This is a genomic window from Mesorhizobium sp. LMG17149 (assembly GCF_024518695.1).
Lineage (GTDB): Bacteria > Pseudomonadota > Alphaproteobacteria > Rhizobiales > Rhizobiaceae > Mesorhizobium.
This window is the reverse complement of sequence record NZ_JANIFL010000001.1, coordinates 671,002-695,698: the sequence shown is the minus strand read 5'-3', so window position 1 is coordinate 695,698 and position 24,697 is coordinate 671,002. Positions and strand designations below refer to the sequence as shown.

Below are 24,697 nucleotides of genomic sequence, written 5' to 3'. Positions count from 1 at the left end.
ACATCCGTCGTCGCCGAGGAGATGTTGTTGGCTGTCGACTGGTAGGTGTAGGAGCCGTCGGCGTTGAGATGCAGCGTGCCGTGCAGGCCGACAATGTTGGTGTTGACACCGGTCGTCACCGCCGTCGTCGTGTCGGCCCCGGCAGCACGTGCGCCAACCACGCCGCCACCGGCGGCAAGGCCGTCGGCGCCGGCCACGTCGTTGGCCAGCACGCCGGCCGCCGCAGTCACGGTCAACAGGGCGCCTTCATTGACGTCGCCGCTGTTGGCGACCGCCGTCGGCACGTCGTCGACGATGGAGACGGTGATGGCGCCGGTGGTGGTGTTGCCGACGCTGTCGGTGACTGTGTAGGTGAAGTTCTCCAGGCCCGAGATGGTCTGGACGCCGTTGTTTGCCTGTGCGTTGAGGTGGTTGCTGGTCAGCGTGTAGACGTAGCTGCCGTCGGCGTTGATGTGGATGGTGCCGTAGGTGCCGACAATGGTCTGCGCCGTATAGGTCAGCGCGCCGACGCCGCCCGTCGCGTTGAGCTGGTTGGTCGCATCGGTCTCGGTCGTCAGGCCCGGCAGCGAGCCGGTCACGGTGCCGGCCGCCAGATCGGCGCCGGCCTGGGTGAGGTCGAGCGCGGCTTCGTTGACGGTGGCATCGCTGTCGGCCGGTGCGACCAGCCCGGCATCGGCCAGGTTGATGGTCAGCGTCGTCGTCGACAGGTCGCCGTCGCCATCCTTGATGGTGTAGACGAACACATCCGTCGTCGCCGAGGAGATGTTGTTGGCTGTCGACTGGTAGGTGTAGGAGCCGTCGGCGTTGAGATGCAGCGTGCCGTGCAGGCCGACAATGTTGGTGTTGACACCGCCCGATACCGCCGCCGTCGTGTTGCCGCCCGCTGCCCGCACGCCATCGATCGTGGCGCCGTCGGCGCCGACGACGTCATTGCCCAAAACACCTGTCGCCGCGACCGTCAGCAAAGCGCCTTCGGTGACGTCGCCGCTGTCGGCACTTGCCGTCGGCACGTCGTCGACGATGTTGACGGTGAGCGTGGCGTCGGTGCTCTGCAGATCCTGGTCGGTCAGCGTAACGGTGAAATTCTCGAACGCGCTGTTCTGGCCCTGGATGGGGTCATGCGCTTCGTTGTCCACGAGCGTGTAGGTGTAGCTCACCTCGCCGGTGCCTGCAATGTAGCCCGTCACCGTCAGCGTGTTGCCGAGCGCCGTTGTAAACGAGCCGCCCGTGAACACGCCATTGGTAATGAAGGCGTTGCCGTCGATCGCCAGTGAGTTGATGCCGTCGGGAGAGGAGACGGTGAAGGTGCCGGCGCCGGTCTCGGCCGTGCTTGCCGGATCGGACCCAGGCCCGCCCGGCGTGCCGATATTCAACGCCGCCTCGTTGACCACGACGTCGCCGCCGATGGCCTCCGGCGTCAGGTCGGTGATCACAGGCGTCGAGTTGCCGATCGAAATCGTCAGCGTGGTGTGCGAGGTGTCGCCGTCGCCGTCCTTGATCGTGTAGGTGAAGACGTCGTTGACGCCGCCGGGTGTGCCGGCAGCGCGCACATAGCTGTAGGAGCCGTCCGCCAGCAGTGTCAGCGTGCCGTAGCTGCCCTGGATCGGCGCGTTCAGCGTGGCCGCATTGTCGACATCGGTATTGGTGTTGCCGGCCTGCACGCCAACCACAGTCGCGCCATCGGCGCCCTTGGTGTCGGCAACGCCGTCCGTCGCGTTGGCGTCGCCGGCATCGGTTCCGCCAACCAGTACATTGCCTGTCGCCGGGCCAAACTGGCCGGCCGCGATGCTGTCGATATCGGCAACCGCCGTCGGCACGTCGTCGACGATGGCAACGGCAAAGGTGGTGCTGGCCGAATCGCCGTCAACGTCCGTGACTGTGATGCTGAAATTGTCCGGAACCGTGTCGTTGGGATCGAATCCGTTCGTCTGATTGGGATGAGCGACTGATTCGGTCACCGTGTAGTTGTATTCGATGGCACCGGTGCTCGGATTGAAGGAGACGATCGTCAGGAAGCCGAAATCGCCCGGGATCTGCTGGCCGACGCCGGTGACGGTGACGCCGTTGATGACGATCGAGCCAATTCCATCCGGCGCGTCGATGCTGATCGTTCCGATGCCGGAGGTCTCGGCGTTGCTTGGCGCGTCGCTGCCGGGAGATTGTGTCTGGCCGCCATTGAGGCCGGTTTCACTGGCCGCTTCGGTCGGGGCAAGCAAGGACGTGGCCGTCACTGAAACCTGCCTGTCGACGATGGACGGGAACAGTTCGCGCCGCTCCAGGAGTCCGAACTGCAAGGCAGTTGGCGGCAGCAGTGCCGACAGGTCGAACCCGTCGCCAATGCCGCCGGGGGGAACCGAGAAATCTCCGCCTGCACTTGAATTCGAACCGCCAGGACCAGCCGACATGGAACCGTCGGCGCCGAAGGCGACATCGACATGGCTGGCTTCCAGCGCCGCCAGCAGCGCAACGCGCGGCACCTCGACGTCGCCGATGATGAAGGTCGGCACATTCAGGGCGCCGTCCTTGATCACGATCACAGAACCGTCGGCCTGTTCGAGCAGAAGGTTTTGGCCGTCGACCTTGATGTTGTCGATGGAGGCGTTGGCCGGAAGCCTCACCACATGGCTGGCGTCGGCTACATATTCGGGCGGCGCGGCTGCCGGCGGCGCCTTTGCTTCCGCGGGAGCTTCCGGCTTGACAGGCGCTCCGCCGCCGACATCGACCGGCACCGGTTCGGACGCTGCCGGCGCGGGCTGCGTCGAATTTGCCTGTGCGACCCGGATCTCCGCCGGTGATGCCTGATCGCCGTGTTCATTGGACACGGGATGCTCGTTCAAGGAAGCCGAAAAGCTGTCCAACTCGATATTGTTCGTCATGGCTGAAACCCCTCCGATATTTACCGGATAGAGACAGCGGCCACTTCTACTTTGCAACTGCCCCCTAATCTATTTCATATATTATGATATGCATTGCCCGGCATTTTTTACACGTGGTAAACCGCAACAATATAACCTGTTATATGTAGGTTTCTGGAGACCTCCTTGACGGATAGCTGGCCGGCTTTTTTCCGGTAAACCAAAGTATAAATTTGAATAAAATTTTAAGTAAAATGGATAAAGACAGTTGCTGGATATTTATCCACCTTCCTTTCCAATAATTTGAGACAAGATTGGTAGCGTCCACAGTCAAAGGTGGGCGTTATGAAAAAGCAAAAATCAGTTCCGGGAAAAACCCGGCTCCAGATGCTCCTGCTGGCAATCGGGCTTGTCGGCCTGGCGGGGCCGTCATTCGCGAGCGATATCGCCGCACCCGGCTGGCCTCAGGAGAAGGTCCAGACGCCACCCAGTCTCGGCGGTGTTTCGCTGGCGAGGCCTCAGCCCTGGCAGCCCGCGGGCGCTTACCGGGTCGGTATGGTCACCGGCAGCTATGGCCCAGATGTTGGCCGCGGGGATGGCTCGTCAACGGCGCGAGATGACGCCGGGATAGATCCGCTGCAGACCGCGTCGATTATTCCGGGGGTGTTCGGATCGGTTGCCTTGTCCATGCGCAATTTTCCCGTCGCGGCTCGCTGGGCGCCCGTCTACCGGGCAATCGCCGCCTGTTCGGCAGGCAGCCCCTGCGAGCACAAGAGCGCGGCTTTTGCCGGCATGATCACCGCCGCTCGAGGCAAGGGGTTCAGCGAGAAGCTGTCCTTCGTCAACAGCAGCGTAAATCGCCTGATCGCCTACAGGAAAGACAGCGTCGTCTACGGCAAGCTCGATTATTGGGCGAAGCCTTCGGAGATTCTCGAGCGGCGAGCCGGCGATTGCGAGGATTTTGCCATCCTCAAGATGACGGCCCTGCTGAGGGCCGGCATTCCGACGCAGAGCATGGCGCTTGTCGTCCTCCAGGATCGCAAGAGAGGCTTCTTTCACGCAGTGCTGTCGGTGAGCACAGGCAGCGGCACCTTCATTCTCGACAGCCTCAGCAACACTGTCGTGCGTGACAGCGATCTTCCGGATTACATTCCGCTCTATTCGTTCAGCACGGACCGGGCCTGGATCCACGGTTCAAGACCGGGCGCAGCCCAGATGGCCGACATCAAGGGCGGTTTCGCAACCGTCGCACCCGGCGAAGGCTTTCAGCCATAGGTTCGCCAGCATTGGCGATGCATGCAGAGCAACTCCGGGAACTGCTCTAGCCGCCGAAGACGAACGCCATCAGCAGCTCCGGCTCGAGCACCGGAGCCCGCACCGCATTCAATTGTCCCCGGTATCGACGGTCGCCCGCGCCGATGACAAAACCGGTGGCCACCGGCGATTCGCCATTGGCATCGAGCCGCGCGAATATGTCGGCCACATTGAGGTCCAGCGCCAGCTTGAGATCGTGGCGTGCGTCATCGCTTGGGGCGATCGGCAATTGACGTTTGACCAATTGCTGGAACGGCGCGTTGAACGACAGGATCTTCTTCGACGAAGCCAGGGCAAAGGCCGGAGACGGGCAAGCGACCAGTATGGCGTTGATGGTGTTGATCGATGCAAGCTTTCGCAGGGTCAGGTTTTCGTCACCCAATCCACGCATGCAGGCCACCCGGATCGCGGATGTCAAATTGCCTGTCTGTGCCTGGCTTTCGGCGATCTCGTCGATGAGCATGCCGATCGTGCACTTCCTGCTTTCGGCCATCTGCTTCAGCGACATCCAGAATGCCCGCTCCAAACGGATGCCGCGCCGGATGCCGCCGCGCGCCACAACCCGGAATTCCAGTCCAAAATCCTCGGAGGCGACTGGAGGCAGCAGCCGACCGGAATGATGAAGGCTGGCGCTACCGCTCACTCATCGCCTCCTCGCGCGCCTTGTTGATCGGCTTCAGGAGGTAGTGCAGGATCGTCTTGCGCCCGGTCTTGATGTCGACCGAGCAGATCATTCCAGGGATGATCGAATAGGCCTTGCCGTCTCTTTGAAGGGTGGATTTGTCCGTCGCCACACGCACCTGATAGTAGGGTTCCCCCGTTTTCTGATCGACCAGGCTGTCGGCTGTGATGTTCGAGACCTTGCCCTCGATGCCGCCGAAGATCGAGAAATCATAGGCGGTGACCTTGATAAGGGCCTCCTGGTCGGGACGGATGAACGCGACATCCCGTGGCGAGACCCGTGCCTCCACCAGCAACGTCTCGGAGGTCGGCACGATGCCGGCCACCACGGCGCCAGGCTGAACGAAGGCCCCGACCGTGTTAAGCTCCAGCGTGTTGACGATGCCATCCACGGGCGAACGGATATCGGTGCGCGCGACCTTGTCGGTGGCTCCCCTTATGGTCTCATCCACCACCGACAGTTCCGCCAGCGCCTGGGTAAGGTCGTCCAACGCCTCCTGCTGCAATTGCAGGCCGAGTTCCTCGACCTGAAGCTGGGCTTCCGTGATCGACGATTTGATCTTCTTTATCGTTTCGCCCGCAAGGTTCAGCTGGCCGTTGAGCTCGGTCTGTTCGCGCTCCACCCGGAGTTGCTCGGTCCGTGCCATCAGGCCTTTCTTAACCATCGCGTCGACCAATTTTGCCTCCTGGTCGCTGACGACCAGGTTCTTTGTAAGACGATCGGAATTGGCCTGCGCCTCGGCCAGTTCCCTCTCGCGCTGGTCAAGGCGTGACTTGAGCACGGATAGCTTGTTATCGAAGTTCCCGCGCCGGGCGATGAGCAGCTTCTGTTCGTTGTCGCAGATTTGCGGAGCGACCGACTGGATGTCCTGCGGGCACGGAAATGGGCCCGAGAGATTGCCGGCCTGTTCGTATTTCAGCCTTGCTATGCGCACTTCCAGCGCGCGCGCCTTGGCCTGCTGCTCGCCGAGACTGGACGTGTTGAGCGTGTTGTCCAGGCGGATGATGAGATCGTTCTTCTTGACCACCTGGCCAATCGTCACGGCGATTTCCTGAACGACACCGGCTTCACTCGCCTGAATGATCTGGGTCTTGGAAGCGGGTATGACCTTGCCGTCGCCGCGTGCGATCTCATCGACTTCGGCAAAGGACGCCCAGGCGACGAAGACCACGAAGAGCGCTCCGATGATGAATATGGACGCCGACGCAAACAGCGGCGGTCGATCTTCTCTGGCAAGCATTTCCCACGCCCCAACGCATTGGATGCAGCAATATCTGTTTTGTCAGGCGCTTGTTTTCTGCAACGCCTGTATGACTTGGTCCTTCGGTCCGTCGGCAACGATTCTGCCCTGTTCGATAACGATCAGGCGGTCGGCCAGCTCAAGCATGCTGAAGCGATGTGTCGAGACGATCAGCGTGGTGTCGCGGTCGAAGGCGACTTTGAGCTGCTTGATCAACTGGCGTTCCGATGCGAGATCCATCGAGCCCGACGGCTCGTCCAGAAAGACGATTTTCGGTTTGGTCAGCAGCAGGCGTGCGATCGCCACCGTCTGCCTCTGGCCACCGGAAAGATTGGTGCCGCGCTCGCCGACATTCATGTCGTAGCCGCGCGGGTGGCGTGAAACGAAATCGTCGACGCCGGCCGCCTTTGCCGCTTCGATGATCTGTTCGTCGGTAGCCTCGGGGCATGCCATCAGGAGGTTTTCCTTGATGGTGCCCGAGAACAGGTCGCCGGCCTGCGCAACGATGCCGACCGCGGCGCGAACCTCGGACGGGTGATACTGGCGAATGTCGATCCCATCCAGCAGCAGCTCACCGGAAGTCGGCAGGAAGAGCCGGCCGATCAGCCGCCCCATCGTCGTCTTTCCCGATCCTATGCGGCCGATGATGCCGATCCGCTCACCCGGCTTGACCGAGATATTCAGGCCGGTCAGAACTTCGTTTTCCGAGCCTGGATAGACAAACCCGACATTCCTGAACACCATCGCCCCCTTGCGGATGGGGCGGTTGACGAAGCCCACCGTGTCGGGTCGATCTTCCGGCTGAGCCATGATCGAGTTCACCATTCTCAGCGAGAGCATGGCCTGGCGAAACCGGGACAACGTTATGGCAATCTGGCCGAGCGGCGCCACGGCCCTGCTCGCCAGCATCACCGTTCCTATGATTGCTCCTGTCGAAACATGCCCTTCCGAGAAGGCATAGGCGCCGGCCACGACCAGGGCGACGGTCACCAGCTGTTGTATGGACTGGGTGATGTTGCCCGCCGCCGCCGAAAGCTGCTTGATCTTCTCGGACGTGTTGGCGGCGTTCTTGGAGTGCTCTCCCCATTTTCGCAGCAGATACGCCTCGGCGCGCAGCGACTTGATGGTCTCCAGCGTCGAGATGGATTCGACCAGCAGGGCCTGGCGCTGCGACGCTTCGTTCATCGAGGCGGCGACGCGCTTGCCGATGCGGCGCTGGGTGATCAGGCCGACGATGACGGACATCACGAAGGCCAGCGCCGGTATGATCACCAGCCATCCGCCTATCGCATAGATCACAAGGAGGAAGACGAAGACGAATGCCGTGTCGATGAACACGCTTATGGTGTTGGAGGTGAAGAACTCCCTGACGAATTCATATTGCGTGACCCTGTTTGCGTATTCACCGGTCGAGCCGGGGCGCGCCGACAGCGACGAGTTCAGCACTTTCTCGAACAGCAGATAGGATATCCGGAGATCCGCCTTGCGCCCGGCATAGTCGATGAGGGAGGCCCTGGCCGTCTTCAAGAGCAGGTCGAACAGGATGACCGCGCCGATGCCGAGAGCCAGCACCCATAGTGTCGATATTGCCTTGTTCGGCAGGATCCTGTCGTAGACGTTCATGGTGAAGATCGGCGAGGCTATGGCCAGCAGATTGATGAACACCGCCGCCAGTACGACCTTTGAGTAGGTGCGCCAGAAAGCGCCCATCGTCCCCGTAAGCCAATGTCTCCGCTCGATCCTGGCCGCCGAGCCGACCGACATGGTTTCGGCGGCATTGGCATAGGTGATCGAGAAGGAAGCGCCGCCGCTGATGTAGCTGGCGGCCAGTTCCGATCGGCCGATCGTGGTGCGGCCGTCTTCCTGGGGCGCGGTGATATACGCATCGTCTTCGCCCAGAGCGAGCAGGGCAACCGGCAATTGGCTGACGCGAAAGACGATTGCCGGCAGGTCGATACGCCCCCTGAGAAAATCGCGGTGGTTGAACTCGGTGACTTCCAGGCCGATGCGTTCGGCAAGGTGCCTGATGTCGTCGGCCGCAATTCGCGTGTCCGAGAGCGGCACGCCGGCAAACAGCACGGTCTCCGCGCTCGGCCTGCCGAGATATCCGGCAACGGCCGAGAAGCAGGCCTTGAACGCCTCCTTGGGGGAGAGGATATTGGGTTGCTGGTTCACGATCTGCCCGTCAGGACGCTCGCTGGACCTTGCGTCGTCTTATTTCTTCCTCACCGGGGCGAGGATATCGAATGGCAGGTCGTTCTTCTGCTCCGATGGCGTCCGCGCATAGGTCTCGGTGTCCGCGGTTTCCGGTGTTGCAAACTCGGTGCGAGCATAGGCTGTCGCTTGCTTTGCCGGCTCGAGATTCATCGTTTTCAGCAACTGTCCGGTCGCGGCCAGGAGCCGGTACTGGGCAAACAGCGATGCGTAGGACGCGGTATCCGCCAGCGTTGCCGTGTTGAACCGCGTATTCTGCGCGTCGAGCACGTCGAGCAGCGAGCGCTGTCCAACCTTGAACTGCTCGCGATAGGAAGCGACCAGCTTTTCATTGGCGGCGGCCTGTTGCCTCAGGGTCTTCGCCAGATCGGCTTGCCGGAAACGGCGATCCCATGAGGTGCGAACGGCTTCCTCGATTTCGCGCAAGACCTGATGATAGGCGAGCCGCTGCTCGCTGGCGCGGCGGATCTGCTCCTGTTCATTGGCCTTGTCTATGCCGCCGCGATACAAATTCCAACGCAGCACCAGACGCGCCTGCAGGTCATTGGTGTCCCCGTCGTCGCCGTCAATGTCGGTGCCTGCCCTGGCCCGACCTTCAGCAATGACTTCAGGGCCATATTTCGCCCGGGCCGCATCCACCAGGGAAGCCGCGGCGTCGATATCGCTGGTGGCCATGTGAACGCGCGGATTGTTCTGTCGTGCCAGGCCGATCGCGTCATCCAGTGACCGCGGAAGCGCGGCGGCGACATCACCCGGCCGCGAAGCATTGACCAGCGGCTTGCCGACGGTCTTGAAGAACCGGATCTTGGAGGCTTCCAGCTCTTCGGTCGCCTCCTGCATGCGGGCCTTGGCCGCGAACAGACGCTCCTCGGCCTGTTGGCGGTCGGCCTCGTTCAGCGCCCCGCCTGAGATGCCTTGCCGGATGTCGCCGAGTATCGCCTGATGGAAACCCAGATTCTTCTTGGCTTCGGAAACGATCGAAGCCTGCAGCATGTATTCGAGGTAATCCTGGACAACGGACAGCCCGATGAATTCGGACCGTTCCAGCACCCGGAACGACGCTCCGTCGACGCGCGATGCCTGGCGGTTCAATTCCGCGCGACGGGCTCCGCTGTCGAATAATTTCTGGGTCACCACCAGATTCGCTTCCGCCGGATAGAGCGAATCGTCCTCTATCGACAGCGAGCGTCGGGAGGAATTGTCGAGCCGGCGAACACCAGCCGATCCCTCGACATCGACACTGGGAAGGTAAAGGCCCTTGGCCTGCCGCAACTCGAACTCGATTGCTTCGCGGTTTTCGATCGCCTGTCCAATCTCGGGATTGGATTCCACCGCGACAGCCATCGCCTCCTTGAGCGTAAGCGCATGAGCGCCCCCGCAGGTCAGCATGGTGGCCGCCATCAACAGACCAAGGCGCCTGCCTATGGCCGACATGTTTGTCGTATTCATAATCCCACCCTAACGTTTCCCCAGCGTCCTTTTTCAGAGCGCTAACCAAGCCAAGGCCTGCCCGTCGGTGGATTATCCACAAATTCACGGAATGTGTGAGCGATTATTGATTTAGAGGGCGCTAAATAGCCCTTTTGGGCAACAAGGCTGCGAGATGTAGCAAAAATAGCACATAACTTCGGCTCGCTGCGGTTGTATCCGGACGCCCCATTCAGTGGGAAAGCACAGAAAATCGCAAGCCAGTGGGCCGATATGCCCAGAATCATGGCCGGTTCGGATAGCGGTTGTCGATAATCCAACCGGAGGTTGAACGCTTTTTCAGGCATGCCCCTTGGGTGCCGGGTCCAAAAAATACTCTGTCGCGGCGGCCGGCGTGCGCGTCATGTCGTTCATCACGGCCAAAAGCTGGTCAGCGCGTACCTCTAATTTGCGCTCAACGCCACCATGCGGTCGAGCGCCGCGGTCAGGCCGCGAAGCGACACCGGGAAGCTCAGCGGGGTCTCGGCGTCCGTCGTGACATTGAGCTTCAGCACCGAGCCTCCCCTCAGCTTTGCAAGCGTCGGCCGATCGACGGTAAAGACGGAGACGCAACCCGTCGGCAGGCAGGTCCTGAATCGCTGCGGGGGCAGTGGCGGCTGATCGTCGATCTGCAGCGTCACGCCCGGATCGAGCAGGATGCCGAAGGGCAGAAGCAAGGTAGCCGTCGTCGAGCCGTCCGGGCGTGCCGCGATCTCCACGGAAAGAAGCCTCTGCCCGTTCTGCTGGACCTGGTCTTGCGCGAGCGAGCACACTCTCGCCTTCTCGCGAACCGAACAGGTCACACTCCAGTCCTGATAGACCTCGCGCAGCGATGACGGTCCATCCGGGACAGCCGCCACCTGTTGCTGGGCGAACGCCGGCGACATCAACGAGAATAGAATTGCCCCACATGCGGAGACGGCCTTCGGGCCAGGCTTCATGTGCAGACCCACTCGCGGATCTTGCATTTCTCTCCCGTTGCCTCGCAGGCCTGCAAAGCGAGATCCTCCGCTTCCCGACGGGTCTCTGCCGAGTTCACGCCCCAAGGCGTGAAACGGTTCTCCACCTTGTCTGCCACGGCGAGCGCACCGCAATGCTTGTAGGGAAAGCCGGTCTCGTCGTCATCATTCCAATGGCGATGGTTGCGGAAGACGGTGACGACGTTGCAGGCTTTTCCGCCCGCGTTCTCGCAATATTTCTGTGCGATGTCCTTCGCTTCCTGCCGCTTGTCGGCGCCCCAGAAGAAGCCGTATTTGCTATCGGCCTGCGAATAGGCGATGGCCGCCCATATGCCTTTTTCCTCCTGTTGCGGCTCCGATGGGGCCACAAGGTCGGCTGAGACGACTTGTCCGCTCCACAACAGGGTCAAGCCCAAAACTGCCAAAGCCTGCAATCTCATGCTCATGGTCGGCATCCTTTCCTTAACCTCAATCGCTTCGCGTCCTACTTCGCCGCCGAAGCGAGGGAGATCACCACACAGCTTTTGCCCGTTGGCAGGAGAAGCGCTTCACCGGCATTGCCGCCGAGCTCGTAGACCTCGACCTGCCCGAGATGGTCGGTAATCTTGCTGCCATGCGGCAGGATGGATGCGATGTCGGCGCACGGGCTGGCGAATGGCGCCACCCGCACCATCGCCCCTTCGCAACCCGTGGCGGTGGGCGATGCGAAGACGATGCCGGCGGCCGGTCCGCTATAGCGTTCCGATGCATAATCCATGCCGACAAAGGCCTGAATGGCGTGCTTGTCGGCCGCCTGATCGTTCCACAGGGATTTGACGCTGTATTTCGTGCCGTTCGTCAGAATCTGTCCGAGCGCCGGATAGACGGTCGAGCAGGCTTGCACACCGGCCTGCTTGACATGCTCGAGGAAGGGCGTGTCCGGAAGCACGGGGGCCGCCGCAGTTTCTGCAGGTGCGGCCGTCGCGCCGCCGACCAGATTGGCGATCGCGGCATAGTTCCCGGCGGCGAAGCCAAGCCCCGCCACGACCAATCCCAGCAATGAATATCCGGCCACGCGTGGCCAGCGCCGCCTTGGGGGCTCGGCCCGCCTCTGCCGATCCGCCTCGACGGCCGGAGTGCGTTTCGCGGACGTGAACTGGTCCTGCTGGCTCATGGTGATGCCCCGATTATTTGAGTGGTGAAAGGGCCTCTGACAGCCCCTTGAGCGTTGCGGTCACGGTGATCGTCTGGCCGTCGACTGTCGAATAGGTGATCGCCGGTGTCGCATTCTGCGAGATCTGTCGGCGCATGACGGGGCCGACCGGCAACATGCCGACACAGACCATTTCGTTGCAGCCGTTCAGGTGCACGTCGATCGGCTGCTTCTGCCCATCGAACTTCAGCGACACCAGGCCATCGCTCCTGGCATTCGCAGCGGTGCGCAGGATCATGTAGGGCTTGCCGTCCTGTGTGGCGGCAAGCGACCAGCTGAAGGCCATCTTGCCTGATGCGTCCTCGATGATCTGCGAGACGTTGCAGACCTTCTTGCGGGCCTTGAGGTTCTCGTCGCAGATCAGCGTCCAGTTATCGAATGGGCGGATGGTGCGCTGATAGTCGCCGAGCTTCACCTCGGGCGGCACCACCACGTCCGAAGGTTTGATCCTGTAGGTCGACGCGACCTGCCCGGCGGCCGGCACGAGGCCGCCGCAGAGTGCCAGGCAGGTCAGGGCAACAAGTCCTTTCATTCCTGCCTCAGTTCAAGGTGAAGCTGATGCCGGCGCCGACACCGACATGCCCACCCGCGGCCGTGCCCGACAGATTGCCCCGGATGCGGCCGTCTTCGCTGGTGTAGCCCGCACCGAAGGCGAACGCGCCTGCGTCCCGCCACAAGCCGCCGCCCGCCGCCACGCTCAGCTTTCCGGGCCGGTCGTCATAGCGCAGCGAGGCGGCCGCAAGGCCTATTGCGGCCGCCTGCCGCGCCTCGTCGCGGATGCCGCTGATGTCCGAATTGAGCTGGCTGAGCTTCTGGTCGGTATAGTCGTTGGCCTGCTGCAAGGTCGTGACCGCCACCTTGTCGGTGTAGTCGTTGGACGTATCGATAGCGTAGGCTACGCGGTTGTCCGTATAGCTCTTGCCCGCGGTCAGGCCCTGGTTCATCTGGTCGACGTTGACCGCATCGGTCCCTTTGACGCCGGGGCCGACATTGGAGATGACGACCGGCGCGTTGACGTCGCCGCCCTGCAACGTGATGGTGTTCGACTTGACGCCGCCCGGGGCGTCATAGGTCACCGCGTTCTCGGTAAGGTTTCCGACGCCGGCTTTCAGATCCTCGATCGCCGTATTGGTGGCGTAGAGCTGCGAGCCGTTGATCGCATCGGTGCTGTCGGAAGACACGCGGCCGGCAGCGACATTGGTGATCGTCCGCTCGGCGCCGGCGTCGCCGACGCTGACGGTTCCGGTTGGAGTCGTTCCGGCATAAGTGTAGGTCTTGCCGTTGATGACGGTGCTGGAGGTCCCGACGGCGGTCTGCGTCACCGAACCGGAACCGAGCGCCACATCGTTGGCATTGTTGGCCTGCGCGCCCTGGCCGAGCGCGACGGCGCCTTGCCCAGCGGCCGTCGAGCCATGTCCCGCGGCCAGGCTGTCGGTGCCGCTCGCCACGCTCTCCGGTCCGATCGCAACGGCGTTGGTGCCGCCGGCGATGCTGTCGGCCAGCGTCGAGTTGGCGTGGAAATACTTGATGCCGCCGCCATTGCTGATGCTGGTCAGCGCATTGTCGACGGCCGTGAAGCCGTCATAGACGGTGGAATAATTGTTGCCCTGGATGTTGTAGGTCGGGCCGGTAATCGAGCCGTCGGGATTGACGGTCGTGCCGCCGCCGAACAGGTTGCTGACGTTTTGCGTCACGCCGCGCAACTGCGAAACGTTGACGCCGTCGGTGTCGGCAGAGCCCGCCGCGACATTGGTGAGCTTGCGTTCGGCCCCGGCAGAGCCGATCGACACCTCGCCGACCGACGTTTGCGGACCGGCGAGCGCAAAGGCCGTGTAGCCTGCCTGCGCGCCGACCGTGGTGATGGACTGCGCACCGAGCGCCACGCTGTTGATGAAGGTGCTCTGGGCGCCGGCGCCGAGCGCCACCGACTGGATGCCGGACGCCAGCGAATTGGTGCCGAAGGCCAGGCCGTCGGCCAGCATGACATGGGCGTTTTGGCCGATCGCGGTTCCGCCGGGTGCGGTCTGGTCGACGATGGCGCCGTTGCCGATGCCGATGCCGTTGTCGCCGTTGACGACCGTGGTCGGACCGACCGCGACCGACTCTGCCCCGACCGCCAGCGAGTCGCCCGCCGCCGAATTGGCATGGAAATACTTGGTCGAGGTGACCGATACGGCAGCTATGGCGCCGGCGAGTTGGCGCACCGTCACCGCGTCCTGGTCCTGCGTGCCGTCGGCCACATTGGTGATCTGCCGGTACGAGGTGGCGTCGCCCACCGAAACGGCGCCGAGCAGCGTCTTGTCGGTGGTGTTGTACTGGATGAAGTTGGATGGGCCGGCGGGCAGTTGCCCGGTAGTCGGAGCGATCGCACGATCGGAGACCGAACCCGAGCCGAGCGCCACGCCGCCGTCGATGCTGGCATTGCTGTCGCGGCCGAGCGCCAGCGCGCTGTCGCCGGTCGCGGTCGCCTGGTAGCCGACGGCGGTGGAGCCGACCCCTTGTGCGAAGGAATCGGTTTGCGCCAGACCGGCCTCGTTGGTGCGGGCGTAGCGGATGCCCACGCCATTGGCGTCGGTATAGGCGGTCGAGGTATCGCCGGCGATGTTGTTGATCGTGTTGCCGAGATCGGTCACGGAACCGCCAATGGTGCTGAGCGTGGTGCCGATGGCATCGACGGCCTGGTTGGTGGCGGCGAGCTGCGAACCGTTGATGGCGTCGGTCGACGTCGAACTGATCCGCCCCGCGGCGACATTGGTGATGGTGCGTTCCGCACCGACCGCGCCGACGCTGACCGTCGAAGTCGGAGTGGTGCCCTGGAAAGCGTAAGTCGTGCCGTTGATCACGGTGCTCGGCGTGCCGACGGCGACGTCGGTGACACTGCCCGAGCCGAGCGCCACGTCGCCTGCGTTGCCAGCGGTCGAGTTTGCACCCAGCGCGAGCGCATTCGCGGCGCTGGCATTCGCTTGCATGCCGAGAGCGGTCGCCTGGAGGCCGGTAGCAAAGGCGTTCTGGCCGATCGCGGTGCTGGAGGTCGCCGTGGCGTTGGCGTTGGCGCCGATGGCGGTGCTGTATTGGCCAGAGGCGTTGGAAATGTATCCAATCGCCGTTGCGTCGAGCGCCGATGCGACGGCGCCGCTGCCGAAGGCCGACGCATTGGCGTCGGATGCGCTCGAATTGACACCGGCCGCGATGGCGTTCGTCCCCGTTGCGGTCGCGACGGGTCCGATCGCAACGGAGTCCGTGCCCGTCGCCGAGGAGTCCGCCGCCGTCGAGTTGGCATGGAAATACTTGATGCCGCCGCCGACATTGATGTTGTTGACGACGGCGCCGATGGCATCGACGGCCTGGTTGGTGGCGGCGAGCTGCGAACCGTTGATGGCGTCGGTCGACGTCGAACTGATCCGACCCGCGGCGACATTGGTGATGGTGCGTTCCGCGCCGGGCGCGCCGATGCTGACCGTCGAGGTCGGGTTGGTGCCCTGGAAGGCATAGGTCGTGCCATTGACCACCCCACTGGCCGTGCCGATCGCCGTGGTGGTCACCGAGCCCGAGCCGAGCGCCACGTCGCCGGAGCTCGCCGCCGCCGTCGCGCCATCGCCGAACGCGATATTGCCGGCGAGGCCGGCAGCACCCGCCGTGGAGCCGTTGCCCAACGCCACTGAGCCTTGGCCGATCGCCTTGTTGTTGTTGCCGATGGCGACGGCACCATTGGCCGCGTTGGCCGCGGTGGCGGTCGCCGTGCCGTCGCTGTTGGCGATGTTGTTGGCGCCGCCGGTGAAGGCGCCGGTGCCGCTGGCGAAGCTCGGATCGCCGATCGCGACCGCGCCGTCTCCATAAGCGACGTTGCCCGCACCGATGGCGACAGCCTTGCCCCCGCTTGCGTTTGCGTTGGTGCCGATGGCGACGGCGTCGACGGAGTTTGCAGTGGCCTGGAGACCGACCGCGATGGCGTTGGCTGCGGACGCCGTCACGTCCGTGCCGATGCCGATGGCGCTCTGTGCGCTGGCGCCTGCTCCAAAGGTGCGCGAGCCGACATAGATGGCGTTCAACCCGGACGCGCTCGCCGAAACGCCGACGGCGACGGCATTGGTGCCGCTGGATGCGGCACCAATGCCGAGCGCTGTGCTGGCAATCCCGCTGGCGTTGGCGCTGACGCCGGCGGCAAGGGAACTGTCTCCCGTCGCATTCGCTCCGGACCCGAAGGAGGAAGAGTTTACACCACTGGCAACGGCCGTGTTGCCAACCGCTGTGCTGGCGGCGCTGCTCGCATTTGCGGTCGTGCCGATGGCGATGGAATCGTTGCCCACGGCGGTGGCCAAACGGCCGCCGGCGAACCCACGGTCGCCGCTGGCAGTGGCGTTCCCGAGTGCTGTGGAATTCGCTCCCGAAGCAACGGAGAAGGTGCCGAGGGCGGCGGAGCCGGCTCCCGTGGCCTGGGTGCTGGCGCCGATCGCGACCGCGTTGGTGTTGGTTGCGGCCGCACCGGCCCCCAGCGCCATCGAGGCCGCGCTCGAGGCCGCCGCGTTCTTGCCCAGAGCCACCGCGTTTCCTGCAGATGAAACGGATTGGCGTCCTATCGCAATGCTGTCGACCTGAGATGCCCTCACGTCCGTGCCGATGGCGATGGCGCTCTCTTCAAGGGCGCCCATTCCCGCAACAGTTCGGTTGCCAAGATTGACGGCGTTGATCGCGGTCGCGGTTGCCTGGAAGCCGATGGCGATGGCGTTCTGGTTGCTTGCGACGGCGCTATTGCCTTGGGCAAGCGAATCCAGCCCGGACGCTGTTGCACCAAACCCGAGCGCGGTGGCGCGCAGTCCGGTCGCCCGGGTAACATAGCCAATCGCCGTCGAGTTCGTTCCGTCCGCACGCGCGTTCAGGCCAAAGGCGGCCGCGCCTGCGGCTGCAACCGAGTTGACGCCAATGGAGCTTGCTCCATCCGCAGTAGCTTGGGCGTTCCCGCCTAACGCGAGGGCGTTGACGCCGGTTGCCTTCGCAAAGACACCTATGCCTATGGAGTTGAGGCCATTGACACTCATCGAATAGCCGATGGCGATCGAAGCATCGCCCGTTGCGCTGTTGGAGGTGCCCAATGCTACGCTGTTCGCGCCATTCGCCTGGGTACCGTTACCGATGGCGACGGCGTTGCCGGCTGTCGCCGACCCGCCCCCGGCCTGATATTGCGCCTGAGCAGGCGTCGCAGCCATGCCGATCGCGAAGGCGCCCAGCATCGCGGCCGCCGCCCCCGACATCCCGCCGGCGCCCAAAGTTCCCAGCCCCAGGCGCTTGCGCCCCATGCCGAGCGCACGATGCGCCATCCGCAGCACAGCCATCAGGCGGCGGCGAACCGAGCGGGAACTGACATCGGCCCCCGCGATCCAGTGCCCGGCGAAATGCGTCGCGCGACGCTGAACAAGAAGCGAGCCGTTCGAAAACTGGTTGTCGGTCATGGTTCCCTCTCCGCTGGCCGGCACGAAATGTCTGACAATTCCGCTCCACCGCAGAAAGACATGATTCCTGCCCGCGGTATTTCACGAAATTGCTGCCTTGTGAGAAAAGATCGGAGCAAACCTGCAGAGGTTAACGGCTTGTTACCTTAGCCAATGCTTTAAAATCAAGAAATAAAGCAACGACCTAAGCGCCGCCTCATCTAACCTTGGCGTTAAGCTTGCCCACCCGCAGCTGCAGCGGCGTCACCTGGCGGTATTTCTTCATCACGGTGGTAAAATGGCTCTGGCTTGAAAATCCGCAGGAATGCGCGATGTCGGCGATCGTCATGCGGCTGTCGGCAAGCAGTCTTTCAGCCAAATCCAGCCGCAGCTCGAGGACATACTGGTGCGGCGGCACCCCGAACGTCCTCGAGAAAGCCCGCATGAAGTGGTACGGCGAGAGCTCGCAAACTGCGGCCATCTCGGCAAGCGCCAGCTTGCGCGTAAAGTTCTTGTCCAGAAATTCCTGCACGCGGCGTATGCTGCGGACCGAAAGTCCGCCTTTCGCGTTGAGCGTCGGCTGTCGCAGATTGGTTCCGGAAGCCGGTCCGGGGAAACCATCATCACCCGGCATTTTTCGGCCTCCTGACACGTCCCAGATGAGGTTCAACCGGAGGCTTTCCTCCTCGTTCCCCCGAAAAACAATTCGTGACTGATCGAAGCCGACCGGCATCGCCATTCATCGGATCGTTCCGGCCGGACGGCGAACGATGAATGTCTGCGAGACGGGATCGCGGACGGAGGATATGACACTCCCCCGCGCGGTGGCCCTCCTGGGCCCGGCGCTTTCAGGAATTATGTCCAGGACAAATCGAGCTGTCCGTTCTCGATTGACGCCCCGGGAAACGCCGCTTTCCCGAGCATCGTCCGTATTTTTCATTGCCTGGCCTCAGCCGCTTGTCCGCCGCCTGAAATCCCCCTTAGCCCGACCCGGATCCAACGTAACGCACATGGCGCGGAGTGTGAATAACATCCGTACGCAAAGAAAAAATTTTGTTCGGGATAAGAAGACGGACCAGTCAACAAGGCAAGGACTGGACCATTTCGGAACCTTCGCCGGCGCATAGGCTGACGGAGCATCAAACGAAAAACCCGCCTGTTCGGCGGGTCACTGGCGCAAATCAGCACCATGCACGAATTTATACCTTAGCTGAGGTCACCGAGTCAAGAAAAAATTCCTATCGTGAAAGCTGCCAGCGCAAAAGCTGCCAACACCGAGCCCGCTGCCGCGAGGCCTCTGGTTGGCCTGAGTTCGGAGCCCTGCTTCAGGTCTGGGTAATTCGACCAATTCAGCAGCCCTTCAAGGCAATGCAGAGCTACCCGATCGGCTGCCGGTCATTGCAGATCGTCGCGACGATTCTCGTACAAATCCCATGTAAGTTCCACAAACCCCAGAAGAACGTCCTCCTCGCTCCACCCGGCAGCGACCGCTGCCTGAACGATCTCACGGACGAGAGGCAGCAATTGGCGTTGGCATTCCGCCGACGCGTCGGCAGCTGCGTCATCGCCGGGAGGTCCATCGAAGTTGAATTTCATCATTCAGCGCCCCCCTCGCCATCAATCAAAGTGTTTATATAAATAAATTCATTCCTCCTGATATACAATAGAGGTGGTACCAAAGCATAAGAAGCTTCGGTGGGCCTGGGAAGAACGGGACGATGCCAGGCTTTATGCTTCCCCTGGGTCAGGTTTGTCCTTCTGAACAGGATCTATCGGGGTGCTTCAACCCATCGATCTCTGCGGCCGGTCGAACTCTTCAGCCAGGGCCGCATGCCACCATCCACCGAATGCACGGCACGAGCGGCTGCATTGCCTTCTGCAACCGCTCGCTGGATAGTCTCGGCATGTTGGCGACCCTGGCGACTCACTGGCCGCAAATTCTGGCGATCATCTCCGTGGTGATGGCGACGGTCGGCATCGTCCATGCCGTCATGACCAAGGAAGATGTCCGCGCCGCCACCGGCTGGGTCGGCGTGATGGTGCTGTCCCCGATCCTCGGCGTGCTGATCTATGCCGTCGCCGGCATCAACCGCATTCGCCGCGCCACGATCACCGCCCAGCGCCCGTTTGCCGATGGCGCGGTGTCCGCCAAGCACGAGCGCGACGTCGCTGTCGAAGAGGCCCTGATCGTCGAGCGCTACGGGCAACGGTTCACGGGCTTGCGGACATTGGGCGACAGGGTGGCGCGGCGCGCGCTCAATCCTGGAAATGCAATCGATGTGCTGGAGACCGGCGACGAGGCCTATGCCGCCATGTGCGCGGCCATCGATGGTGCCGAGCGCAGCGTCCTGCTCGAGACCTATATTTTCGACAATGACGCCGTCGGCCTGCTCTTCGTCCAGGCGCTTGCCGGCGCCGTCCACCGCGGCGTCACCGTCCGCGTGCTGATCGATGCCGTCGGCGCCCGCTACTCGGTGCCGAGCATCCTGGGGCATTTGCGCGAGGCCAACATCCCCGCCGATGTCTTCAACGGCAACATCGTCATGGGCCTGCGCCTGCCCTACGCCAATCTGAGGACCCACCGGAAGATCCTGGTGGTCGACGGCATCGCCGCCTTCACCGGGGGCATGAACATCCGAAAAGGCTTCTCCGCCGAATTCGCCGGCTCCAACAGCGCCAGGGACACGCATTTCCGGGTGACCGGTCCGATCGTCGCCGACCTCTTTTCGGTCGCCGCCGAGGACTGGCGCTTCGCCACCAACGAGGCGCTGAAAGGCGACGCCTGGCGCATCGCCCCGCTGGCGCCGTCGCCAGGCGCACCGATGATGGTGCGGGCGGTCGCTTCCGGCCCGGATGCCAGCAACGAGACCAACCACAAGCTGCTGATCGGTGCATTCTCGGTCGCCCGCAAGTCTATACGCGTGATGTCGCCCTATTTCCTGCCGGATCGGGAACTGATCAGCGCGCTGATCACCGCCGGCAGGCGCGGGGTCGAAATCGACATCGTGGTGCCGGCGGTGAACAATCTTTTCCTCGTCGACCGCGCGATGATGGCGCAGTTCGATCAGGTGCTCAAACACTATTGCCGTGTCTGGCGCACCGAGGGACCGTTCGACCATTCGAAGCTGCTTTCGATCGACGGCGTGTGGGCCTATGTCGGCTCTTCCAATCTAGACGCCCGATCGCTGCGGCTGAATTTCGAGATCGACTTGGAGGTGCTCGATGCCGGCTTTGCCAGCGAGATCGAGGCGCGGATCGGGTCGGCGATCGCCTCCGCCGTGCCGGTGACGCTGGAAGCTTTGCGAGCCCGGCCGTTTCTTATCAGGCTGTTCGACCGGGTATTGTGGCTCGGTTCACCCTATCTCTAAGGCGGAGGTGCGCTTGAGGAACTCGTCCGTCATGGAACATACGCGGAAATTGCCTATTTTCACTGTATCCGGCTTCTGAATTGATGCCAGCGAGGACGAGCAGCACAGAGATGCACAGAATTGGACGCAGCCTCCCGGCAAGCATGCTTCTGTCCCTTCGTGACCGCCGGATGCAGAAAGCCAATGCCGCCGCACTCAAGACGACAGCCACCACCGGTACGCTGGTTGCCTCCTACAATGTCCACAAATGCATCGGCGTCGACAGGAAATTCGACCCGGAACGGACCATCCGCGTCATCCGCGAAATCGATCCGGATCTCATCGCGCTGCAGGAAGCCGACAATCGCTTTGGCGACCGTAATGGGCTTCTCGACCTGCCCCGGCTCGAACGGGAAACCGGCCTGGTTCCGGTGCCGATTTCGGCCACAGGCAAGGGCCATGGCTGGCATGGCAACGTCTTGCTGTTCAAGAAGGGCGTCGTTCGCGACGTGCACCAGATCAAGCTTCCGGGACTGGAGCCGCGCGGCGCGGTGGTGGCGGAGATCGACCTCGACGGAAGCCAGACGCTGCGCATCATCGCCGCCCATCTCGGCCTGCTGCGCCGCTCGCGCTCCCAGCAGGCGCGCGTCGTGCTCGACCTGATGAACAGCCCGGACGAAAGACCGACCTTGCTGCTCGGCGACCTCAACGAATGGCGACTTGGCAACCGCTCCGCTCTCAACACGCTGCATGCAACGTTCGGCCCGCAGCCGCCGGCGGTCCCCACCTTCCCGTCGAACCTGCCACTGCTGGCGCTCGACCGGATCATGGCCAACAGGCACGGCATGATTGCCGCCATTAACGCGCATGACACGCCGCTTTCGCGCGTTGCCTCCGACCACCTGCCGCTGACGGCCTTCGTACGCCTGGAGCGGGTAGACGATAACGCCTTGATGTCCTCCGCGTCGCAAAGTGTGTAAAATTAGGCGAAACGCCCAGTTCTTCCGCGAGTTAACATGTCTCGAACGCGCAGGAGGACGAGATGAAAAAGCTGATTCTGGCTTGCCTGTTGGCATTGGCCGCGACAGCGGCAATCACTGCGCCGATGCAAGCGGCAAGCGTGACCATCCAGTCCGACGATGACGACCGGTATTTGCCGGATGACGATTCCGATAGGGGGATCGTTATTCGCCGTCACCACCGCGATCGCTATTACGACAATCAGTATGATGGCGACCAGGATGTTCAGTATGACAATGGCGGATACCGGTACGGCGAATATCGCCGCCACCACCGGCATCACCGCTGCCACATCGAACTGGTCAGGCACTGGCGCCACCACCACAGGGTGATCGAGGAGGTCCGCGTCTGCGGCTGATGCCAGACAAACCGGCCAACGAAAGCAGGCCGGTTTCGCTCTGCATCAGCTGACGAAATAGCGCTGCCACTCGAAGTCGGTGATGTGCGACGCCTGCCAGGCGTCGAATGCCGCCTGCTCGGCTCGCCGGCTCTCGGCATAATTGTCGCGAAAGGCCTCACCAAACGCATCGGCGCAGAAATCCGATGCGGCGAAGGCCTCGATCGAAGCATTGAGCGTACGCGGCAGTTTCGGCTTGTCGAGATTGGCCAGGTTCGACGTCACCGGCGCTTCGAGCGGCAGATCTTTCTCGATGCCCTCGCATCCAGCCGCCAGGATCGCGGCGATCGACAGATAGGGATTGATGTCGGCGCCCGGCGCGCGATGCTCCAGCCGGCAGGCGCCGTCATTCGGCGTGGTGATGGCGCGGACGGGTGCTGTGCGGTTCTCGAAACCCCACGCGACGTCCTCCGGCGACCAGGCGCCACGATCGAAGCGGCGGTAGGAATTGACCGTCGGCCGAAACAACAGATGTGTTTCCTGCATCCGGTGGAGCACGCCGGCAAGGAACTTTTCCGCAACCGGCGTCAGCCGGTTCGGGCCGGCGGCGAAGGCCGGCTTGCCGTCGCGCCACAGGCTGACATGGTGATGCGCGCCGCAGGCGCTTTCCTTGCCCGGCGGCTGGAAGCGCGTCATGAAGGTGGCGACCAGGCCACGCTCGGCGCACAGCTCGCGCAGATGCAGCTTGGCACGCATGGCGTCGTCGGCTGCCTGCAGTGCCGATTTCGGCGTCAGCGCATATTCATACATGCCATAGCCATATTCGGTGACCAGCGAGGCCACCCCGATGCCGATGCTCTTCATGCGGGTGATGAATTCGGCGGCAAAATCCTGATATTCGCCGCTGCGCACCAGATCATAGTTGATCAGCGAATGGCCCCAGGGCTTCAGCTCGCGGTAGCGCCCGGCGCGCATCAGATCGTGGTCGGCATGGAAGATGCCGAACTCGTATTCGAGCGCGATCATCGGCTCGTAGCCGAGCGCCCTGGCGCGTTCTTCGACGCGGGCCAGCACGCCGCGCGGATCGAACGGACAGACCGCGCCGTCGAGCATGTACGAGCTGGTGATGGCGGAGGCGAATTTCGGCTTCCAGCCGTGCTGGACGACCGTCGCCGGATCGATGATCCCCTTGATATTTGGAAAGCCGTTCTCCTCATTGGCGCTCGGCGAGGCGAAGGCAACATCACCCATCGGTTGGCCGTCGCCATGGGTAACGCAATAGAGGATGGCGTTGATGGATTCGCCATAGGTAGAGAGCTTCAGCGGTGCGATCTTGGAGCGGAACGCCCCTGATGTGTCGACCGTATGGATCTCGATGAATTCGACGCCGTCGGCCGCCAGCTTGCTCTGCAGCGCTTCGAGCCTGGGCTTGTAGGCCGCGGCCTTGTCCTCAAATTCCACTTCAAACCTCCACCAGGAAAACTCGGAGCAATTCCAGGAAAAGTGTGAAACGGTTTTCCGTCCGGAATTGCGTTAGAAGAAACGGACAGACGCTACGCTATTTCGCGTTGCGCCTGAAAAATCGCGACAACAATTCGTCGAGCTCATAACGGCCGCTGATGCCGCTTGGCCGGAAGGCCATGCAAAGCACGATGACGACGCCGAGCGCCACACCCGACAGCCCGAGCAGCTGCGGCAGCTGGAGGCCGGCGATCGTCACGCCGGATTCGATGCTGCGGATGAATTCCAGCCCGACCGAAAGCACGATCACGCCGGTCACCGCGCCGGTCACCGTCGCCATGCCGCCCAGGATCAGCATCGCCAGCGTGTTGAAGATCATCTGGAAGTAGAAAAGTTTGGGACTGATTGTACCGGCAAAATAGGCGTAGAGCACACCGGCGAGGCCGCAGATCAGCGCCGACAGCACCCACGACATCAGCCGCAGGCGTCGGGCGTCGATACCGAGTGCTGCTGCGGCCTGCGGGCTCTGGGCGCTGGCGCGGAGCTGCAGGCCCCAGCGGCTGTCCTTGAACAGCCGCGCCAGCACGATCACCACCACCGAGAACACCATCATCCAGGGCAAGCCGACCACCTTCGGGATGCCGAAGAAGGCCTGGTTGCCTTTGAACAGATTGGTCCAGTTGAGAAACACCGAATGGACGATGATCAGCAGCGCCAGGCTGACGATGGTCGCGGCGACACCCGACAGGCGGCTGATCACCTTGCCGCTGACCGCGGCGACGATGCCGACCATGATGAGCGCGATGAGCGCCGACGACACCGGATCGAGTTGCAGCGTGGCGAAGCCGAACGGCGCATGGGGGATCGACAGTTTCTTCATGGCCAGTGGCGTCGACAGGATGGCGACGCCATAGGCGCCGAGGCCGACAAAGGCACTGTGGCCGAGATTGGCGATGTTGCTGTTGCCCATGAACACCTGAAGGCCGACGACGACGATCAGGTTCACGAAGGCGCCGAGCGCCAGATAGGTGTAGTAGGTCGGTGCGAAATTCAGGATCAGCAGCCCGACCACCAGCACCGGCACCGACGTTACCAGCCCACCGATGAGCGAGCGCGTCAGCGCAGCGCGGGATTGTGCGACAGCAGCCGGCGGAGATGCGGTCTCTTCGATTGCCTGCGACAC

The 24,697-nt window shown here is 62.8% G+C and carries 18 protein-coding genes; 4 read left to right on the top strand and 14 right to left on the bottom strand.

What is annotated here, in order from left to right:
* Positions 1 to 2,876: Ig-like domain-containing protein (locus NP945_RS03225; RefSeq protein ID WP_256745559.1), on the bottom strand; the 2,876-nt coding region annotated here is incomplete at its 3' end.
* A gap of 324 nt (positions 2,877 to 3,200) precedes the next feature.
* On the opposite strand from NP945_RS03225, the gene NP945_RS03220 reads away from it, so the two are divergent.
* A complete protein-coding gene (locus NP945_RS03220) occupies positions 3,201 to 4,130 on the top strand; it encodes a transglutaminase-like cysteine peptidase (protein WP_256745558.1) in 930 nt (309 codons plus the stop codon).
* 46 nt (positions 4,131 to 4,176) lie between these two features.
* On the opposite strand, the gene NP945_RS03215 is transcribed toward NP945_RS03220, so the two are convergent.
* From NP945_RS03215 to NP945_RS03165, 11 genes are all read right to left on the bottom strand, one after another.
* Entirely contained in the window at positions 4,177 to 4,812 is a 636-nt protein-coding gene (locus NP945_RS03215; protein WP_256745557.1) for a ribbon-helix-helix domain-containing protein, read from the bottom strand.
* Positions 4,802 to 6,091 carry an HlyD family type I secretion periplasmic adaptor subunit gene (locus NP945_RS03210; RefSeq protein WP_127320297.1) on the bottom strand — a complete coding sequence of 430 codons (1,290 nt, stop codon included), beginning with the start codon at positions 6,089 to 6,091 and terminating at the stop codon, positions 4,802 to 4,804. The genes NP945_RS03215 and NP945_RS03210 overlap by 11 nt, the downstream gene beginning before the upstream one ends.
* Before the next feature lie 42 nt (positions 6,092 to 6,133).
* Positions 6,134 to 8,266 carry a type I secretion system permease/ATPase gene (locus NP945_RS03205; protein ID WP_127271964.1) on the bottom strand — a complete coding sequence of 711 codons (2,133 nt, stop codon included), beginning with the start codon at positions 8,264 to 8,266 and terminating at the stop codon, positions 6,134 to 6,136.
* 39 nt (positions 8,267 to 8,305) lie between these two features.
* Positions 8,306 to 9,754, bottom strand: a complete 1,449-nt coding sequence (locus NP945_RS03200; RefSeq protein WP_127267769.1) for a TolC family protein — start codon at positions 9,752 to 9,754, stop codon at positions 8,306 to 8,308.
* 422 nt (positions 9,755 to 10,176) lie between these two features.
* Positions 10,177 to 10,740, bottom strand: a complete 564-nt coding sequence (locus NP945_RS03195; protein WP_256745556.1) for an invasion associated locus B family protein — start codon at positions 10,738 to 10,740, stop codon at positions 10,177 to 10,179.
* The gene (locus NP945_RS03190; RefSeq protein WP_013529842.1) at positions 10,710 to 11,171 is read right to left on the bottom strand and encodes a DUF4189 domain-containing protein; all 462 of its coding nucleotides are present in this window, start codon (positions 11,169 to 11,171) and stop codon (positions 10,710 to 10,712) included. The genes NP945_RS03195 and NP945_RS03190 overlap by 31 nt, the downstream gene beginning before the upstream one ends.
* Before the next feature lie 44 nt (positions 11,172 to 11,215).
* The gene (locus NP945_RS03185; protein WP_256745555.1) at positions 11,216 to 11,884 is read right to left on the bottom strand and encodes a hypothetical protein; all 669 of its coding nucleotides are present in this window, start codon (positions 11,882 to 11,884) and stop codon (positions 11,216 to 11,218) included.
* Between the two features lie 13 nt (positions 11,885 to 11,897).
* Positions 11,898 to 12,455 (bottom strand): invasion associated locus B family protein, encoded by a 558-nt coding sequence (locus NP945_RS03180; protein WP_256745554.1) that lies wholly within the window; start codon positions 12,453 to 12,455, stop codon positions 11,898 to 11,900.
* 7 nt (positions 12,456 to 12,462) lie between these two features.
* Positions 12,463 to 17,370, bottom strand: a complete 4,908-nt coding sequence (locus NP945_RS03175; RefSeq protein ID WP_256745553.1) for an S-layer family protein — start codon at positions 17,368 to 17,370, stop codon at positions 12,463 to 12,465.
* 196 nt (positions 17,371 to 17,566) lie between these two features.
* Positions 17,567 to 18,088: an AraC family transcriptional regulator gene (locus NP945_RS03170; RefSeq protein WP_256745552.1), complete on the bottom strand. Its 522-nt coding sequence runs from the start codon at positions 18,086 to 18,088 to the stop codon at positions 17,567 to 17,569.
* A gap of 656 nt (positions 18,089 to 18,744) precedes the next feature.
* Positions 18,745 to 18,948, bottom strand: a complete 204-nt coding sequence (locus NP945_RS03165) for a hypothetical protein (protein WP_256745551.1) — start codon at positions 18,946 to 18,948, stop codon at positions 18,745 to 18,747.
* Positions 18,949 to 19,253: 305 nt separating this feature from the next.
* On the opposite strand from NP945_RS03165, the gene NP945_RS03160 reads away from it, so the two are divergent.
* From NP945_RS03160 to NP945_RS03150, 3 genes are all read left to right on the top strand, one after another.
* The gene (locus tag NP945_RS03160; protein ID WP_127380723.1) at positions 19,254 to 20,717 is read left to right on the top strand and encodes a phosphatidylserine/phosphatidylglycerophosphate/cardiolipin synthase family protein; all 1,464 of its coding nucleotides are present in this window, start codon (positions 19,254 to 19,256) and stop codon (positions 20,715 to 20,717) included.
* Positions 20,718 to 20,827: 110 nt separating this feature from the next.
* Positions 20,828 to 21,676, top strand: a complete 849-nt coding sequence (locus tag NP945_RS03155) for an endonuclease/exonuclease/phosphatase family protein (RefSeq protein ID WP_127320291.1) — start codon at positions 20,828 to 20,830, stop codon at positions 21,674 to 21,676.
* Positions 21,677 to 21,738: 62 nt separating this feature from the next.
* Positions 21,739 to 22,074, top strand: coding sequence for a hypothetical protein (locus NP945_RS03150; RefSeq protein ID WP_256745550.1), 336 nt, complete (start codon positions 21,739 to 21,741; stop codon positions 22,072 to 22,074).
* Positions 22,075 to 22,119: 45 nt separating this feature from the next.
* Here NP945_RS03150 and NP945_RS03145 read toward each other — a convergent pair whose 3' ends face one another.
* Together NP945_RS03145 and NP945_RS03140 are read right to left on the bottom strand one after the other, a co-directional pair.
* Complete coding sequence (locus NP945_RS03145; RefSeq protein WP_256745549.1) at positions 22,120 to 23,514, bottom strand: glutamine synthetase family protein; 1,395 nt, start codon at positions 23,512 to 23,514, stop codon at positions 22,120 to 22,122.
* A gap of 97 nt (positions 23,515 to 23,611) precedes the next feature.
* Positions 23,612 to 24,697, bottom strand: a complete 1,086-nt coding sequence (locus NP945_RS03140) for a branched-chain amino acid ABC transporter permease (RefSeq protein WP_256745548.1) — start codon at positions 24,695 to 24,697, stop codon at positions 23,612 to 23,614.

What these genes read in the sequence shown, in the direction of transcription:
- NP945_RS03165 (WP_256745551.1), bottom strand. Translation starts at nt 18,948, where the DNA reads ATGATGAAATTCAACTTCGATGGACCTCCCGGCGATGACGCAGCTGCC.
- NP945_RS03185 (WP_256745555.1), bottom strand. Translation starts at nt 11,884, where the DNA reads ATGAGCCAGCAGGACCAGTTCACGTCCGCGAAACGCACTCCGGCCGTC.
- NP945_RS03155 (WP_127320291.1), top strand. Translation starts at nt 20,828, where the DNA reads ATGCACAGAATTGGACGCAGCCTCCCGGCAAGCATGCTTCTGTCCCTT.
- NP945_RS03200 (WP_127267769.1), bottom strand. Translation starts at nt 9,754, where the DNA reads ATGAATACGACAAACATGTCGGCCATAGGCAGGCGCCTTGGTCTGTTG.
- NP945_RS03190 (WP_013529842.1), bottom strand. Translation starts at nt 11,171, where the DNA reads ATGAGATTGCAGGCTTTGGCAGTTTTGGGCTTGACCCTGTTGTGGAGC.
- NP945_RS03195 (WP_256745556.1), bottom strand. Translation starts at nt 10,740, where the DNA reads ATGCAAGATCCGCGAGTGGGTCTGCACATGAAGCCTGGCCCGAAGGCC.
- NP945_RS03220 (WP_256745558.1), top strand. Translation starts at nt 3,201, where the DNA reads ATGAAAAAGCAAAAATCAGTTCCGGGAAAAACCCGGCTCCAGATGCTC.
- NP945_RS03170 (WP_256745552.1), bottom strand. Translation starts at nt 18,088, where the DNA reads ATGGCGATGCCGGTCGGCTTCGATCAGTCACGAATTGTTTTTCGGGGG.
- NP945_RS03210 (WP_127320297.1), bottom strand. Translation starts at nt 6,091, where the DNA reads ATGCTTGCCAGAGAAGATCGACCGCCGCTGTTTGCGTCGGCGTCCATA.
- NP945_RS03160 (WP_127380723.1), top strand. Translation starts at nt 19,254, where the DNA reads ATGTTGGCGACCCTGGCGACTCACTGGCCGCAAATTCTGGCGATCATC.
- NP945_RS03180 (WP_256745554.1), bottom strand. Translation starts at nt 12,455, where the DNA reads ATGAAAGGACTTGTTGCCCTGACCTGCCTGGCACTCTGCGGCGGCCTC.
- NP945_RS03150 (WP_256745550.1), top strand. Translation starts at nt 21,739, where the DNA reads ATGAAAAAGCTGATTCTGGCTTGCCTGTTGGCATTGGCCGCGACAGCG.
- NP945_RS03175 (WP_256745553.1), bottom strand. Translation starts at nt 17,370, where the DNA reads ATGACCGACAACCAGTTTTCGAACGGCTCGCTTCTTGTTCAGCGTCGC.